This window comes from Mesorhizobium sp. M0590 (genome assembly GCF_040320905.1).
Lineage (GTDB): Bacteria > Pseudomonadota > Alphaproteobacteria > Rhizobiales > Rhizobiaceae > Mesorhizobium.
In genome coordinates this window covers 26304-40679 of the sequence record NZ_JAMYQN010000027.1, presented here as the reverse complement: position 1 = coordinate 40679, position 14376 = coordinate 26304, and the positions used below count along the sequence as shown (strand labels likewise).

Annotated in this window: 14 protein-coding genes and 2 tRNA genes; 6 read left to right on the top strand and 10 right to left on the bottom strand. The window is 63.0% G+C overall.

All coding sequences use genetic code 11. From position 1 onward, the window contains the following. Positions 1–13: 13 nt before the first annotated feature. Complete coding sequence (locus NKI52_RS29620) at positions 14–1678, bottom strand: ABC transporter substrate-binding protein (protein WP_023674663.1); 1665 nt, start codon at positions 1676–1678, stop codon at positions 14–16. Positions 1679–1971: 293 nt separating this feature from the next. Between NKI52_RS29620 and NKI52_RS29615 the strand changes: the two genes are divergently transcribed. From NKI52_RS29615 to rbsK, 3 genes are read left to right on the top strand one after another with little or no spacing between them, the layout of a single operon-like run. Beyond that, complete coding sequence (locus NKI52_RS29615) at positions 1972–3030, top strand: ABC transporter ATP-binding protein (RefSeq protein WP_352456634.1); 1059 nt, start codon at positions 1972–1974, stop codon at positions 3028–3030. A gap of 31 nt (positions 3031–3061) precedes the next feature. Continuing rightward, a complete protein-coding gene (locus NKI52_RS29610) occupies positions 3062–3514 on the top strand; it encodes an RbsD/FucU family protein (RefSeq protein WP_352571442.1) in 453 nt (150 codons plus the stop codon). 4 nt (positions 3515–3518) lie between these two features. Next, positions 3519–4460 carry a ribokinase gene (gene rbsK / locus NKI52_RS29605; protein WP_031211227.1) on the top strand — a complete coding sequence of 314 codons (942 nt, stop codon included), beginning with the start codon at positions 3519–3521 and terminating at the stop codon, positions 4458–4460. Between the two features lie 94 nt (positions 4461–4554). On the opposite strand, the gene NKI52_RS29600 is transcribed toward rbsK, so the two are convergent. Continuing rightward, positions 4555–4631 (bottom strand) — tRNA-Asp (locus tag NKI52_RS29600). A 217-nt stretch (positions 4632–4848) separates the two neighbouring features. Between NKI52_RS29600 and NKI52_RS29595 the strand changes: the two genes are divergently transcribed. Together NKI52_RS29595 and NKI52_RS29590 are read left to right on the top strand one after the other, a co-directional pair. Continuing rightward, positions 4849–4924: transfer RNA gene (locus NKI52_RS29595), tRNA-Val, on the top strand. Positions 4925–5122: 198 nt separating this feature from the next. After that, positions 5123–5443, top strand: coding sequence for a hypothetical protein (locus NKI52_RS29590; RefSeq protein WP_352575960.1), 321 nt, complete (start codon positions 5123–5125; stop codon positions 5441–5443). A gap of 203 nt (positions 5444–5646) precedes the next feature. On the opposite strand, the gene NKI52_RS29585 is transcribed toward NKI52_RS29590, so the two are convergent. The 6 genes from NKI52_RS29585 to NKI52_RS29560 form a co-directional block, all read right to left on the bottom strand. Continuing rightward, positions 5647–6303, bottom strand: coding sequence for a GNAT family N-acetyltransferase (locus NKI52_RS29585; RefSeq protein ID WP_352571440.1), 657 nt, complete (start codon positions 6301–6303; stop codon positions 5647–5649). Then, positions 6300–7070, bottom strand: a complete 771-nt coding sequence (locus NKI52_RS29580; RefSeq protein ID WP_023674668.1) for an SDR family oxidoreductase — start codon at positions 7068–7070, stop codon at positions 6300–6302. The genes NKI52_RS29585 and NKI52_RS29580 overlap by 4 nt, the downstream gene beginning before the upstream one ends. Continuing rightward, on the bottom strand, positions 7067–8062 hold the full coding sequence (locus tag NKI52_RS29575; protein ID WP_352571439.1) for an ABC transporter permease: 996 nt from the start codon (positions 8060–8062) through the stop codon (positions 7067–7069). Before NKI52_RS29575 ends, NKI52_RS29580 begins: the two co-directional genes overlap by 4 nt. 163 nt (positions 8063–8225) lie before the next feature. Beyond that, positions 8226–9266, bottom strand: a complete 1041-nt coding sequence (locus NKI52_RS29570) for a sugar ABC transporter substrate-binding protein (RefSeq protein WP_352571438.1) — start codon at positions 9264–9266, stop codon at positions 8226–8228. A 39-nt stretch (positions 9267–9305) separates the two neighbouring features. Continuing rightward, positions 9306–10070, bottom strand: a complete 765-nt coding sequence (locus tag NKI52_RS29565) for an ATP-binding cassette domain-containing protein (RefSeq protein ID WP_352571437.1) — start codon at positions 10068–10070, stop codon at positions 9306–9308. Next, positions 10067–11233, bottom strand: a complete 1167-nt coding sequence (locus NKI52_RS29560; RefSeq protein WP_352619162.1) for an ROK family transcriptional regulator — start codon at positions 11231–11233, stop codon at positions 10067–10069. The genes NKI52_RS29565 and NKI52_RS29560 overlap by 4 nt, the downstream gene beginning before the upstream one ends. A 324-nt stretch (positions 11234–11557) precedes the next feature. Between NKI52_RS29560 and NKI52_RS29555 the strand changes: the two genes are divergently transcribed. Next, complete coding sequence (locus NKI52_RS29555; RefSeq protein WP_352700516.1) at positions 11558–12349, top strand: alpha/beta fold hydrolase; 792 nt, start codon at positions 11558–11560, stop codon at positions 12347–12349. Positions 12350–12424: 75 nt separating this feature from the next. Here the strand turns inward: NKI52_RS29555 and NKI52_RS29550 are convergent, their stop codons facing one another. Both NKI52_RS29550 and NKI52_RS29545 read right to left on the bottom strand, forming a co-directional pair. Beyond that, on the bottom strand, positions 12425–13705 hold the full coding sequence (locus tag NKI52_RS29550) for a M23 family metallopeptidase (protein WP_352700515.1): 1281 nt from the start codon (positions 13703–13705) through the stop codon (positions 12425–12427). Positions 13706–13843: 138 nt separating this feature from the next. After that, complete coding sequence (locus tag NKI52_RS29545; protein WP_352575971.1) at positions 13844–14311, bottom strand: peroxiredoxin; 468 nt, start codon at positions 14309–14311, stop codon at positions 13844–13846. Between the last annotated feature and the right edge of the window lie 65 nt (positions 14312–14376).

Genomic DNA, 14376 nt, shown 5'->3' with positions numbered 1-14376 from the left:
TCACTATCTCAGCCTACATGCCGAGCGAGGCCTTGTAGAGCTTGACCTGTTTGTCGCGGCCGATCTGGTCGGTCAGCTTCTCCCAGGCGGCTGCGATGGCGTCGGCGCCTTCCTGCGCCTTCATCTTGCCGGCAAAGGTGTTGGCCAAAATGTCCTCGGCGGCGCTGTAGTACTGGAAGATGCCGGGGATGCGCGGCTCGATCGCCGCGTTCGGATGGTTGTAGCTGTCGGCTTCCGACTTCAGATACGAGGTGATGAACGCCTCGTCGTAGCCCGCCGCCACCCATTCCGGAATGTTGAAATGCGAGTTGCGATAGGGCTGGAAACCCGACGGATAGGCCGCGCACCAGAGCGACAGGTCCTTGCCGCCGAGATGGGCAGCGGCAGACCATGCCGCCTTCTTCTTCTTTTCGTCGCTGTCGACGCGGGCCATGACATAAACGCCCCAGCCGAGATAGGCGCAGTTCGGTGCATGGTTCGGGCCGCTGGCGAGCTTGTCCCACTGGCCGGTCTTGGAGTTGTAGACATCGTCCGAGCCCGGCAGGATCGAGAAGCCGGTGATGTCGCCGACGACCGAGGAATCGTTGGTCTTGACGTTCGAACCGACGTCGCCCCACCAGGTAACCATCGAACCGGTGCCTGCCAAGAATTGCTGGAAGGCGGTGGTGTTCGGGTCGGCGTTGATCTGGTCGGCAGGTTCGGAGGGCAGGGCATCGATGACGTCCTGGATCGCCCGCACCCATGCCGGATTGTTGACGCGCGGCTTCATCGTGTCGGCATCGAACAGCCAGGCCTTGTCGTCGGGATGCTTGGCGTAGGCGCTGGCGCGGCTGCCGAGGAAATAAAAGCCGAAACCGCCCCAGGGCTTGGGCGCATCGAGATAGCCAAAGACATCCTGGCCCTTCACCTGCTTGCCCTTGAGGAATTTCGTCACCGCCTGCACCTGCTGCCAGGTCTTCGGCACGCCCCATTCGCCTTCTCCGCCGCCGTCCTTCCAGGCCTTGGCGAGGTCGGCATCGGCAAACACGTCGGTGCGGTAGTTGAAGTTATGCGCGTCGCCGTCAACGGTCACGCGATATTGCTTGCCGTCCCATGTGCCCACCGGCGGCTGCAGATAGGCCACGACATCCTTCATGTCGATCTGGTCCTTGACCCAGTCCGGCATCTCGGAGGTGAGACCCTTGCCGCAGACGTCGCCTTCGAACGGTGCCCCCATTTCGATGATGTCGAAATCGACGGTGCCGGTCGCGATCGACTGCTGCAGGCGGGCGTTGTAGTCAGCCTGCGCCAGGTCGATCCAGTTGATCTTGGCGCCGGTATAGGTCTCCCACGGCTTCAGGAAGCCGCGAAACAGCACATTGTGCAGGTTCTGGTTGTTGAGGCCCATGAAGGTGAGTTCGACACCGGCGAATTCGCCTTCCTTGACATTGGCCTTGGTGGCGCCAAGGCAAAGCTCGCCGACCTGCTGGAAGTCGGCATCGGTCGGCTGACCCTTGCCGACACCCGGGATCTGCAGGATCTGCGCACGCAGGTCGTCGGCGGCCGCAGCCGTGCGCGTCAGCGCACCAAGTCCGGCGCTTGAGGCCGCCGCGAGGGCGGCCATGCTGGCCGCTCCCTTCAGCACGTCGCGGCGGGTGGCCCCGGCGCGGACAAGTTGGTTATAAAGGCTGACTTTCATTTCGTTCCTCCCAGAAGGTCAATTGTGAATTGGTTCAGATGGTGGAGCGCCGATTATGTTCCCCAACGACAGCGACTCCCGTAAATAGCGGCCCGAATTCTCCCTCCCGCGACGCTTGGCATTCAGTGCCGGACAAGCGTACCGGTGCGCCCGGAACAGGGTCATAAGCCGGACACTGTCACTATTCGCACAACGAAGTGCGGTGTCAACGTGAATGGGTTTTTTATCTATAAGAGACTGACTTGCCCTCGCCGTTTGCGTTGTTTAGCTTCACGGCAACTGAAGGGGGAATGATGGCTCAAGTCGCGATCCGCAATGTGGCCAAGGCGTTCGGAACCGTCAAGGTTCTGCACGATGTCAGCGTCGACATCGCCGACGGGCAGTTCGTGGTGCTGGTCGGGCCTTCCGGCTGCGGCAAGTCCACGCTGCTGAGGATGGTGGCCGGGCTGGAAACGGTCTCCGGCGGCACCATCGCCATCGGCGAGCGCGTCGTCAACCATCTGCCGCCGGCCAAGCGCGACATCGCCATGGTGTTCCAGAACTACGCGCTCTATCCGCACAAGACGGTCGAGCAGAACATGGCCTTTGCTCTCAAGCTGCGCAAAACCGACCCGGCGGTGGTCACTGAGCGGGTCAAGCGCGCCGCCGACATCCTCGACCTCAATCCCTACCTCAAGCGCTATCCGCGCCAGCTCTCTGGCGGCCAGCGCCAGCGCGTCGCCATGGGCCGCGCCATCGTGCGCAACCCGCAGGTGTTCCTCTTCGACGAGCCGCTCTCCAATCTCGACGCCAAGCTGCGTGTCCAGATGCGCACCGAGATCAAGGAACTGCACCAGCGGCTGAAGACCACCACCATCTACGTCACCCACGACCAGATCGAGGCCATGACCATGGCCGACAAGATCGTGGTGATGCGCGACGGTCGCATCGAACAGGTCGGCGCGCCGCTGGAATTATTCGACCGGCCGGCCAACCTGTTCGTCGCCGGCTTCATCGGCTCGCCCTCGATGAACCTGCTCAAGGGCGTCGTGCGCAAGGGCGACAAGCCCGTCGTCGAGATCGCCGGGACGCCGTTCCCGATTGCGGCAACCAGTGCCGTCGAGGATGGCCGTAATGTCGTCTACGGCGTGCGGCCCGAGCATCTCGAAATCCATCCCGATGGTGTTCCGGCGAAGATTTCGGTGGTCGAGCCGACCGGTTCCGAGACTTTGGTGTTCCTGCGCTTCGGCGAGGGCGAGATGGTGGCGCTGTTCCGTGAGCGCCACGACTTCAAGCCGGGCGACACACTGCACCTGAAACCGCGGCTCGACCAGGTGCATCTCTTCGACGCAGAGACCGGCAAGCGTCTCTGATTTCGCCCCAGCAAACTTCGCGAGGAATACCATGCTCAAAGGAATCGATCCGCTGCTCAATGCCGATGTGCTGCAGGCGCTGCGGGCGATGGGCCACGGTGACGATCTGATTATCGCCGACACCAATTTCCCGTCCGATTCGGTGGCGCGCCAGACCGTGCTTGGCCGGCTGCTGCGCATCGATGCGTCGGCGGCCGACGTGGTCAAGGCGGTACTGTCGCTCTATCCGCTGGACACCTTCGTCGACGACGCGGCCGCGCGCATGGAGATCGTCGGCAAGCCGGACGACATTCCCGCCGTGCAGCAGGAAGTGCAAAAAGAGATCGATGCCGCCGAGGGCAAGGCCTGGCCGATGATCTCGGTCGAGCGCTACGCCTTCTACGAACGCGCCAAGAAGGCCTATTGCGTCATCCAGACCGGCGAGCGCCGCTTCTATGGCTGTTTTGCGTTCCGCAAGGGCGTCGTGCCACCGGATGCGGAGTAGCGGCATGCCGGCGAAACCGATCGTCATGAAGCCGGTTGTCATATTGGGCGTCTTCGTCGCCGATACGGCCTACCGCGCCGCCCGCCAGCCGCGCATGGGCGAGACGATCCTGGGCACGTCCTTCACGCTCGGCCCCGGCGGCAAGGGCTCGAACCAGGCGGTGGCAGCCGGCCGGCTCGGCGCCGATATCACCTTCCTTACCCGCCTCGGCGTCGATCCCTTTGCCGATATGGCGAGACAGACCTGGTCGCACGCCGGCGTGAAGAGCGCCGTCATCGACACGCCGGAAAGCTACACCGGTGCCGCCTATATCTTCATCGAGGAGACGAGCGGCAACAACGCGATCATCGTCAGCCCTGGTGCGGCGATGCTGATCTCGCCCGCCGATATCGAGGCAAATGCCGGCCTGATCCGCGCGGCCGGCGTTTTCGTCACCCAGCTCGAACAGCCGATCGAGGCGGCGCTGGGGGCGCTGGAGATCGCGCGCGGGGCAGGGGTGACCACCATCCTCAACCCGGCGCCGGCGGCCAGGCTTCCGGACCGTATCTACACGCTTTGCGACTATGTCACGCCGAACGAGACTGAGGCCGAGGAACTGACCGGCATCAAGGTATCCTCCATCGACGATGCCCGCCGTGCCGCCGACAGCCTGCTCGAGAAGGGCGTGGGCGCTGTAATCGTGACGCTCGGCGAAAAGGGCGCGCTGCTGCACACGGCCGACCGTTCCGAGCATGTCGCAGCGGTCGCCGCCGGCCCGGTCATCGAGACCACGGGTGCGGGCGACGCCTTCAATGGCGGCCTGGCTGCGGCGCTGTCGAGGGGGATGGAACCCCTGCAGGCGGTGCGCTTCGCTTGCGCCGTCGCAGGCATTTCGGTGACGCGCCCGGGCACCGCGCCGTCCATGCCGACGCTGCAGGAGGTCGAGGCGCTGCTCGCCGAGGGGTGAGACCGTATGGATTACATCATGAACGAAGACGGTTTTTGACAAATCAACGTCGACATTTCTCCGACATCAAGGGGACGTGACCCCAAAGGAGAAATGGCGCGAGTGACGGGGCTCGAACCCGCGACCTCCGGCGTGACAGGCCGGCACTCTAACCAACTGAGCTACACCCGCGCATAGACGAGCACGTGTCAGCCGTGTTCGTCGTTGGGGCGGTGGATAAGGGGTAAGCCACCGGGTGTCAAGCGGACCCGGACAGCATAACAGCAAACAGGAGAAGGTTTTTTGACAAGCCGAACTTTGTTGCCGAAACCGGCTCCCGGCCAAGCCACTCGCCGCTCATTTGGCCTTGCGAAGCCGGTCCTAACTGCTTAAAGGTCCGGCCCGGGGCGGGCGATTAGCTCAGTTGGTAGAGCGCTTCGTTTACACCGAAGATGTCGGCGGTTCGAGCCCGTCATCGCCCACCATTTTCCTCGATGTGTTCAGTTTGGGCTACACCGCTCAAGCTGATCGCCCAGGTGAGACGCATCCGACCACTGTGCTACTCGGACTTTGGTCTGATTCGAACTGTCTTTCCGCAGGGACTTAAGTCTGATCTGCTTGCCTCTCATGAGGGAAACGATTGCCGAAAGCTACAACTTGCAGTATCTCAATTGCGTATGGGCATGGGCGGGAGCGAAAATATTCCTGGATGGCTTGTGAGTCATCTTCCGGACGATCCCGTGATCGCAGGAGATCTCGCGGATAAGATATCGAAGGAAGCTGAAAAAAACCGGCTTCCAGGCGAACGGGTTGTGAACACAACCCGTAACGAAGAAGACACCTTCAAGAAAGAACAAGTCGAAGCTTATCCCGACGCCGCGGTTGCAGGAGTCTTTGCCAGCGGTTCATTCCTCGCCCTGTTGGTATTAGCCATTTATCTGCTTTATGTGCTCTCGATTGTGGCCGGGGGAACGGTCGCGGATGTTCCCCTGCCGCCCATATGAACTAGTAGACGCTCCGCCAACACTCGAATTAGCCCCGCACCGTGATGCTGGTGACTTTCGTGTCTGCGGTGGAGCACGCGACGAAGGTTTCGTTCCCGCGGCAAAGGTGTTCACGCGGGGCAACTGGCTGCTACAGAACGGCAGCATTGTACTTCCATAGGCCTCCCGGTTCTTTGCAACTTGGGCGATTGGCTTGTCGCAGATCAGCCTGCAATCGCCGGAGCGTGAGCAATCCGTTTCGCCACATAAACACAACGCTTCGATGAATCAGCGTCCTGCACCACCGCAAATCCAATCGCCTTGTAGAACCTTAGCGCACCATCGTTCTCCGGCATGACTTCGAGGTGGATGCCGGTCGAGCCGCTCGCGGCAAGCCCCTGCTCGAGGAAGGCCATCGCGCGCCTGCCGATGCCTTTCCCGCGCGCTTGCGGCAACACGTCGATATGGCCATGCGACGGATAGGCGGTCAGCGCAGGCGGAACAGCGAAATCGGGATGATGGACCCGATGCCGCGCCCAGTCGCTGCCGCGCCAGCGCGAGCTGTCGGGTCCCGGGTCCGCCACGCGCCGCTGAAGGTCGGGATACCACTCTGATGCCAGGCTGGCATTGAAAGCGCCCGTATCGGCCGCGCCAAGCAGGTAGCCGGCCGCACCTGCGGGACTATCGATAATGAAGGCCAGCTCGGGTTCGAGCACCTGGTAGGGAATAGTGTAGAGGAGGCCGAGCAGTTCCGGGTCGTCCTCGCGGCCGCTGGCGTCCTTGCCGGCATCGCCGGTCTTGAGACAGATCATCGCAAGCGCTGCATGATCGGCGGTGGTCGCCCGGCGCAGGAAGAAACCGCCGCCGAAATCGAGGATCATGGCGGCAGCAGCCGGAAATCCTTGCCCTCGGGCAAAAGCTGCCCGCCGTCGACGATGATGGTCGTGCCCGTGATGTAGCTGGCATCGTCAGAGGCCAGGAACAGGAAGGCATTGGCCACATCGCGAGGGCTGCCGAGACGGCCGAGCGGGATGGCGTCTTCCATGTTCTTGATGAAGGCCGCACCGCGATGCTGCTCTATGCCTTCAGTGAGGATGTTGCCGGGCTCGACGCCGTTGACTGTAATGCCGTAGCCCGAGAATTCGAGCGCAGCCGAACGGATCAGCCCATTGATGCCGGCCTTGGTCGCTGAATAATGGCCGTGGCCGGGGCTGGTGACATGCGGGCCGGTGATCGAGGAGGTGAACAGCATGCGGCCAAAATGCTGTGCCTTCATTGGCACCAGTGCGGCGCGAGCAGCGATGAAGCTGCCGCGCAAGTTCACCGCCATGACCCGGTCCCAATCGTCAGGACTGGTGTTTTCCAGCAATTGCCAGGGATAGATTCCGGCATTCTGCACCATGATGTCGAGCCGGCCGTGACGGTCGAGCGCCAGTGCAACAGCAGCCTCGGCATCAGCCATCTGCGAGATGTCGGTGCGGATGAAGGCGGCACCGAGCTCGTCCGCAGTCGCTTGCCCGGCCTCAGCCTCGGTATCGGCCAGGACAAGCGTCGCGCCCTCTTCGGCAAAGCGTTGTGCGATGCCCTTGCCGATCCCGCGCGCACTTCCAACGATCAGCGCGACCTTATCTTCCAGACGGCCGGTCATGCGAGCCTCTGGCGGATGGTTTGCTTGAATGCGTCGAGCAGCACCGCGGCGAGGACGAGCAGGCCGTGGATCACCTGGGTGAAGTTGGCCGGCAGGCCCATCAAATTGATCGCCGTGTTAATGGCCGAGAGCAGCAGCACGCCGGCATAGACGCCGGGCAAGGTGCCGACGCCGCCTTTCAGGCTGACGCCGCCGATGACGACCGCGGCGAAGGCATTGAACAACAGGCCGACGCCGAGATTAGCTGTCGCGCCGGAGGTGCGGATCGCCAGCACCCAGCCGGCAAGGCCGGCGATGGCGCCGGCAAGGACAAAGGCTATGACAAGGTTGCGGTTGACGCGGATGCCGGCGCGGAAGGTCGCCGTCTCGTTGCCGCCGATCATGACCAGGTGCCGGCCGAAGGGCGTCTTGGCCATGATCAGCGAGAACACCACGAAACACGCAATGGCGATCCAGGCTGTCAGCGGCAGGCCACCCAGGCGCTGGATGCCGAACCAGCGGATCGCCGGCGCAAGGTCCTGCGCCGAGCGGCCGCCGGAGATGACCAGCACCAGGCCGCGCACCCAGATGTAAGACGCCAGGGTGATGATGAAGGCGCTCATCTTGACCCTGATCACCAGGTAGCCATTGAAGGCGCCGATGAGGCCGCCGACCGCAAGCGCGATGAGCAGCGAAACCGGAACCATCAGCCATTGCGGCTGCAACTGGATGCCGAGGCCGATGCCCGACGAGCAGAACAGGATGCCGACCGCCATGGCGCTGAGCGCCGCCACCGATTCGACCGACAGGTCCATATGGCCGGCAATGATGACCAGCGCCAGGCCGATCGACATGACGCCGAGCACGCTCGATGCCTCGATGATGTTGGCGAAGATGCCGAGCTGAAAATAGTTCGGGATGAGGATGGAAAAGACCACCAGCACGAAGACCAGCATGAACCAGACGAGATTGTCGAGGATGAACTCGAGGGTTTGGCGCGTGCGGGGATTCATCTGCGGATCCAGTTGGCGCCGACCCCGAAAAAACCACTCGGTTTTCGGAAAGATCAGGCGCGGTTGAAATTTGCTGCAACGTTCCCGTGCGCGTCCGCTTGAACGCACCGGGCTGCAGGGCTTGGCTCCGGGCCTGTGTGGCCCGGAGCTTCTGGCGAGTTTGCTATTCGACCGGCTTTATGGTTTCGGTCGGCGGCTTCATGTTGCCCCAGAAGGCAGGGTTATCGACATTTTCCTTGGTGATCGCAGCGCCGGGGATCTTGATGTTCGGCCCCCACGCTTCTTTGGTCAGGGTCGATTTCAGGCCAAGCACATCATATTCGCCGGGCTTGATCTCCTGCTTGTTGACCACCTTGTCCATGAACATGGCGACCGCCGCGGCCTGGGCATAGAGCGGCTGCTCGACTTCGACGTTGAGCCAGCCCTTGCGGATCAGGTCGAGGCCGACCGGAGCGCCGTTCGAGCTCATCAGCATGACGTCGCCCGGTTTCTTGCCGGCGGCCTCGAGCGAGGCGACGGCAGCGACCGAAAGATGCGCTGCATGGCTGAAGATCAGGTCGATGTCGGGGTTGGCGAGCAGCTGGTCGTTCACGATGGTCCCGGCTGCATCCGCCGCCCATTGCATGGCCGGCAGCGAGATGATCTTGACGTCCGGGAACGCCTTCATCTTCTCCTCGAAACCCTTCTGGATATCGAGCGTGTAGGGGTCGCCCGGATCGCCGAGCACCTGCAGGATCTTGCCCTTCACCGAGCCGTTTTTCGCGGTCAGGAGCTTTTGCGCCTGGTCGGCGGCGACGTAGCCGATCTCGACGGTTCCGGCCACCGAGGTGAAGTCGGACGGGGTCGAGGTGATCTGGCGGTCGAACTCGACGACCGGGATGCCGGCGGCGCGGGCGGCCTCGATCGACGGTTTCAGCGCATTGAAATCGACGGCGGCAAGAATGATCGCCGACGGCTTCAGCGCGATGACGTCGTTCATCTGCGATTGCTGAGCGTCGGTCTTGTTGTCGGCGTTCAGCGTCTTCATCTCGTAGCCGACCTGCTTCAGGAACAATTCCAGCGCGCTCACCGAGCCGGTCTGGAACTCATCGAGCAATGTCGGCACCATGTAGTAGACGGTGCCCTTGGACTGGGCGAATGCCGGCGTGAGCGTGGCAAAGGCCAGTGCCAGGATACCGAAGACGGAAAGAAGTATTTTCTTCATGTCGTTCGCTCCTCTTGCGCCGGACCCCTCGTTTGTCCCTCAGTTCGTCGGTCCGGCACCGGCGAGCGTCTCTCCGGTGATCATGTTGATCACCGCGTCGGGACTTGTTTTGTTGCGTGCGACGTCGCCCGCCACGACGCCTTGCCGGATCACCACGATCCGATCGGCGACCTGGAAGGCCTGTTGCATGATATGAGTGATTATGACGACGCCGATGCCCTGGCTCGCCACCTGGCGGATCATGTCGAGGCCGCGCCGCGTCTGCTCGACGCCGAGCGCCGCGAACGGCTCGTCGAGAAGCACCAGCTTGCCGCCAAAATGCACGAACCGATTGAGCTCGATGGCCTGCCGCTGGCCTCCGGAAAGATGCTCGACATTGGTGCGAAGCGAGGGAATGCGGGTGCCGGCGCTGGCCAGTGCCTTTTGCACCACCTGCTCCATGGCGCGCTCGTCGAGCACCGGAATGCCGAGAACCTTCCTGCTGATCTCGCGGCCCATGAAGAAATTGGCGACCACGTCGACATTGGTGCAGAGCGACAGGTCCTGGTAGACCGTCTCGATCCCCGCGGCCTTGGCCTCGGCGGGGGATTTGGCGAGGAATTCCTTGCCTTCGAACAGCATGCGGCCGGAGGTCGGCTCGAGGCCGCCGGCAATGATCTTGACCAGCGTCGATTTGCCGGCGCCGTTGTCGCCAAGAAGCGCCACCACTTCGCCCTTGTCGATCGAAAAGCTGATGCCTTTCAGCGCTTCGATGGCGCCGTAATTCTTGGCTACATTGTCGAGCACCAGCAGCGGTTCACTCATGCTGCGATCCCCTTGTTATGCAAGAGATCCCGACCGCGTTCGCGCTCGGCGGTGAAGATCTGGCCGAAGCGCGGCGAAAGCACTCCTGAGACGGCAAGCGCGGCGGCGCCGCGCAACACCGCGTGCTGGCCGCCGCGTGCGACGCTGACGCGGGGCGTCGTGCGGTCGCTTCGCGCCGAGACCGAATTGGGCAGGTGCGCGGCCGCGCCGGCAAGCCTTTCGAGCAGGTCGGTGGACGCCAGCCCGCCGAGGATGATGGTTTCGGGATCGAACAGGTTTTCGATGATGGTGACGGCGTTGCGGAAGATCGGCGCAATCTCGCTCACCCACTCGGCGTCGGCGATGTTGCGGCGCCGCAGCGCCTCGAGCGAGAGATACCGTTCGAGGCAGCCGCGATTGCCGCACGGGCAGGGCTCGCCGCCCGGCACCGCGGGAATGTGGCCGATTTCACCGGCGTTTCCCCAGGCGCCGCGCAATGCCGCCCCGTCATGCACCATGACGCCGCCGAGACCGACGCCGAAATAAAGATAGTAATACTCGGAATATGCCGTTCCGAGGCCGTAGAGGCGCTCGCCGATAGCAGCCGCCGCCATATCGGTTTCGAAAAAGGCCGGCAGTCCGGTCGAGGCGGCCAGCCGCTCGCGCAGCGCCACATCCTTCCAGCCGGTCATGGTGGTCGGCCCGACAAAGCTCATGGACTCCACGCCGAACGGTCCGGGCAGCGCCATGCCAATGCCGAGAACGCGGCCACCGGGCCGCAATGCCGTCAATTCGAGCACCATGGCGCCGATCAGCTCGAAAGCGTGGTCGGGCGTTGCATTTGGGGCTTCGCGGTAGGTGCTCTCGATAACATCGCCGCTTAGGTTGATCAGGGCGGCATTGATGCCCAGCGGGGTGACGTGGATGCCGACGGCATAGCCGCCTTCGGGATTGATGCGCAGCGTTGCCGGTGGCAGGCCGCGCCCCTTGGGCTCTTCGCGCAGCGACAACACGTAACCGTGCTCTTCCAGCTCGCGAACGATGGTAGACACCGTCTGCACGGTGAGTCCGACCCGCCTGGCAATGTCGCCGCGGGCGATCGGTCCGTGAAGGCGGATGGATTCGAGCACGATACGCCGGTTATACGGCCGCCCGAACTCCTGATTGGTCCCGCGCAATGCCATGTCTGGCGCCCTCTCGAGAGAGCAGAGGTTCGCACCGAATATTTATTCAGTCAAATGGAATTCAAAAATAATTCGCCTGTGGCCAAGGTCCTTCTAACGCCGGCGAATTCGCGCCCGCCGGCGGATGGGCCCAACTCTGGCAATTTTCCAGCATGAAGCGCCACCGGTTGGACGGGACGCCAGGCATGACCTTGGCCGGCATTCCGATCAGCGCCCTGAAGCCCATTTCGGAACCGGTTGTGAGCCGGCCAAGGATCGGAGTTCGTTGCGCCTTTCCGTTGCAGGGAGCATACTTCCTCTCGCCGGTCTGCGGGAGGAGATGCGATGCCGAAGCTGACCCTCGACGGGATTGATCTCGGCTATGAGGTGCGGGGCGACGGGCCGCCGGTGCTGTTCGTCCACGGCAGCGTCACGAACGGCATGATGACATGGTCCGCGCAGCTACCGCTTGCGGAGCGCTGGAAGCTGGTTGTGGTCGACCGGCCCGGATACGGATCAAGTTCCCCTGCCGAACGCGAGGATTTCGTCGTCGACGCCAGACTGGTTGCCGGATTCCTCGATCGGACGCATGACCTCTGGGACGAAAGCCGCGTCCATCTGGTCGGGCATTCCTATGGCGGCGTCATCTCTCTTCTTGCAGCAGCGATGCGCCCGCGAGCAATCCGTTCGCTCACGGTGATCGAGCCGCCGGCCTTTGACCTTGCGCGCGGGGATGTTGCCGTCAATGAACTCGTGACGCGCCTGAAGACCCACTGGCAAAGCGGACCCCGCGACGATCCCGCGCTTTTCTTGCGCCAGTTCCTCCATCTGGTCGGCTCGGCGACACAATTGCCAGACCCGCTGCCGCCCCCGCTCGCGCAAGGCGCGGCCATGCTCGTCGTCGAACGCGGGCCATGGGAGGCCGAAATTCCGCTTCGGCAACTTGCCGATGCGCCGTTCCCGAAACTGGTGGTATCCGGCGGGCACAGCGCAGCATTCGACGCCGTCTGCGACGTGCTCGAAAACGTGCTTGGTGCCGATCGTGCCGTGATCGCCGGCGCGGGGCACAGCGTTCAGCAGACCGGTGAGCCGTTCAACCGGCGGCTCGGCGCGTTCATGGCTGCTGCTGAGGGCTGAAAGCGATCTATCTTTGATATTGCCTGGCGGGCGGTTGACCGCGCGCCAGGCTTCACGCCGAATGAATCGCCGGCTCTACAGATACTGCGCGACCTTCTTGCCGACGGTCAGGAAGCGCAGCGGATCGATCGCCTCGCCATTGTGGCGGACCTCGTAGTGCAGATGCGGGCCGGTCGAGCGGCCGCTGTTGCCGGTCTTGCCAATGATGTCTCCGGCATCGAGCTTCTGGCCGACGGCGACGTCGATTTCGCTGAGATGCCCGTAACGCGTTACAAAGCCGTTGCCGTGGTCGACCTCGATCATGCGGCCGTAGCCGCCGTTCCAGCCGGCCTTGACGACGACACCGCCTGCCGTGACCTTGGCCGGCATACCGACCGGCGCCCTGAAATCCATGCCGGAATGCAAGGCGGCCGTGCCGAGGATGGGGTCGGTGCGCACGCCGAACGGGCTGGTAACGCTGCGGCCGGGGGCGGGGTTGGCGAGCGGCAGCCGGCGCGCTTCCTTTTTAAGATGATCCAGCGCGTCAAGAGCCTCGTCCAACTCCTTGACCTTGCTGTCGAAGACCAACGAGCTGTCGAGTGGTATCAGCGGGCCGCCAACGTCGCTCTTTTCGAATTCGCTATCGACGGGCAGGCCGGCGGCCTCGAGCGCCTGCGAGATCGCGTCGGCGCTTTTGTAGGCATTGTCGGCAAGTGTAGCGATGCGGGTGAGCTGCTGGCTCTCGATGGCCTTCAGCGAGTTGTTGATCGAAACGAAGAGCTTGTCTGCCCGGTCGGCCGCGCTTTCGCTCGGCAGCGGATCGGCGCGGGTCGACCACAGCGAGAACGGCCTGGTGTCGTTGCTGGGAAGGGGCACAGCAAGGCTGGCGACGGAATAGGCCATCGGCTGGATGCTGCCGGTCGCGTCGGCATGTTCGTCCGGCTTTGCCGTCGGCACGGGCGGCGTTGCGACCTCGTTTTCGGCTCGTTCGAGGATCGGGCCGAGGCGGCCGTGACGCAGGCTGAGCTGGCTCTGCCGTTCCAGCAGCTCGCTGACCTTGGTTTCCATCAGTTGCTGATCGAGTAGCTGGCGGCTGGTGATGCGGTCGACCTGGCTGCGCAGTGCCGAGATGCGGTCTTCGTAGGCCTGCTGCATGCGCGCCTGCCGCGCCGTCGTGGCGCCGATCAGATCGTCGCGCAGCACCAGATAGGAGGTCGCCAGCAGGTAGCCAATGACGATCGCCGCCAGCGCCGAGCCGCAAAATGCAGCCAGCCATGGGCGTATGGTGAAATGCCTTATCTGGTCGCCCCGGGCGATGATGACCGTGTGGGGCTCTTTGCGTCTGCCGAAGACCGCTGACTGACTGGCTACGTTCACGGGACCAAGCTTTCGTTACGACACCAACGACAAGCCTGATTACACATTATTAGGGTTAACAAAGTTTTGCCGGATCGAACGACAGCCAAAGGTCTTCGCGCAAAACGGGCATCGAATTGCAGCGGACTGGCGCAGCTCTCAAAGGGCGCGAACCGCCTCCAGCACCTCTTCGGCGTGCCCCTTGACGCGGACGTTGCGCCAGATCCTGGCGATGCGTCCGTCCCGGCCGATCAGGAACGTCGCCCGCTCGACGCCCATATAGGTGCGGCCGTAGAGCTTCTTTTCCACCCACAAATGGTAAGCCTCGATCACTTTGCGCTCTTCGTCGGCGACAAGGTCGACGCTCAGATCGTATTTCGCCTTGAATTTGTCGTGTTTCTTGACGCTGTCCGGCGAGAGCCCGATGACGACAGCGCCGGCCTTTTCGAACTCCGGCTTCAACTGCGAAAAGCCGATCGCCTCGTTGGTGCAGCTTGTGGTGTCGTCCTGTGGGTAGAAATAGAGTACGATGGGTTTTCCCAGCAATGCGGCGAGGCTGAGTGAACCGCCGCCGTCGCGCGGAAGATCGAACTGCGGCGCAACATCGCCCACGTCGAGGTCAGCCATATCGATGCCCTTGTTTGAGGTTACGCGCCAGGCTGCATCGATATAATGTCGAGCGGGGATTCGTC

What these genes read in the sequence shown, in the direction of transcription:
- NKI52_RS29570 (WP_352571438.1), bottom strand. Translation starts at nt 9,266, where the DNA reads ATGAAGAAAATACTTCTTTCCGTCTTCGGTATCCTGGCACTGGCCTTT.
- NKI52_RS29585 (WP_352571440.1), bottom strand. Translation starts at nt 6,303, where the DNA reads ATGATCCTCGATTTCGGCGGCGGTTTCTTCCTGCGCCGGGCGACCACC.
- NKI52_RS29610 (WP_352571442.1), top strand. Translation starts at nt 3,062, where the DNA reads ATGCTCAAAGGAATCGATCCGCTGCTCAATGCCGATGTGCTGCAGGCG.
- rbsK (WP_031211227.1), top strand. Translation starts at nt 3,519, where the DNA reads ATGCCGGCGAAACCGATCGTCATGAAGCCGGTTGTCATATTGGGCGTC.
- NKI52_RS29545 (WP_352575971.1), bottom strand. Translation starts at nt 14,311, where the DNA reads ATGGCTGACCTCGACGTGGGCGATGTTGCGCCGCAGTTCGATCTTCCG.
- NKI52_RS29575 (WP_352571439.1), bottom strand. Translation starts at nt 8,062, where the DNA reads ATGAATCCCCGCACGCGCCAAACCCTCGAGTTCATCCTCGACAATCTC.
- NKI52_RS29620 (WP_023674663.1), bottom strand. Translation starts at nt 1,678, where the DNA reads ATGAAAGTCAGCCTTTATAACCAACTTGTCCGCGCCGGGGCCACCCGC.
- NKI52_RS29615 (WP_352456634.1), top strand. Translation starts at nt 1,972, where the DNA reads ATGGCTCAAGTCGCGATCCGCAATGTGGCCAAGGCGTTCGGAACCGTC.
- NKI52_RS29590 (WP_352575960.1), top strand. Translation starts at nt 5,123, where the DNA reads ATGGGCGGGAGCGAAAATATTCCTGGATGGCTTGTGAGTCATCTTCCG.
- NKI52_RS29580 (WP_023674668.1), bottom strand. Translation starts at nt 7,070, where the DNA reads ATGACCGGCCGTCTGGAAGATAAGGTCGCGCTGATCGTTGGAAGTGCG.
- NKI52_RS29565 (WP_352571437.1), bottom strand. Translation starts at nt 10,070, where the DNA reads ATGAGTGAACCGCTGCTGGTGCTCGACAATGTAGCCAAGAATTACGGC.
- NKI52_RS29555 (WP_352700516.1), top strand. Translation starts at nt 11,558, where the DNA reads ATGCCGAAGCTGACCCTCGACGGGATTGATCTCGGCTATGAGGTGCGG.
- NKI52_RS29560 (WP_352619162.1), bottom strand. Translation starts at nt 11,233, where the DNA reads ATGGCATTGCGCGGGACCAATCAGGAGTTCGGGCGGCCGTATAACCGG.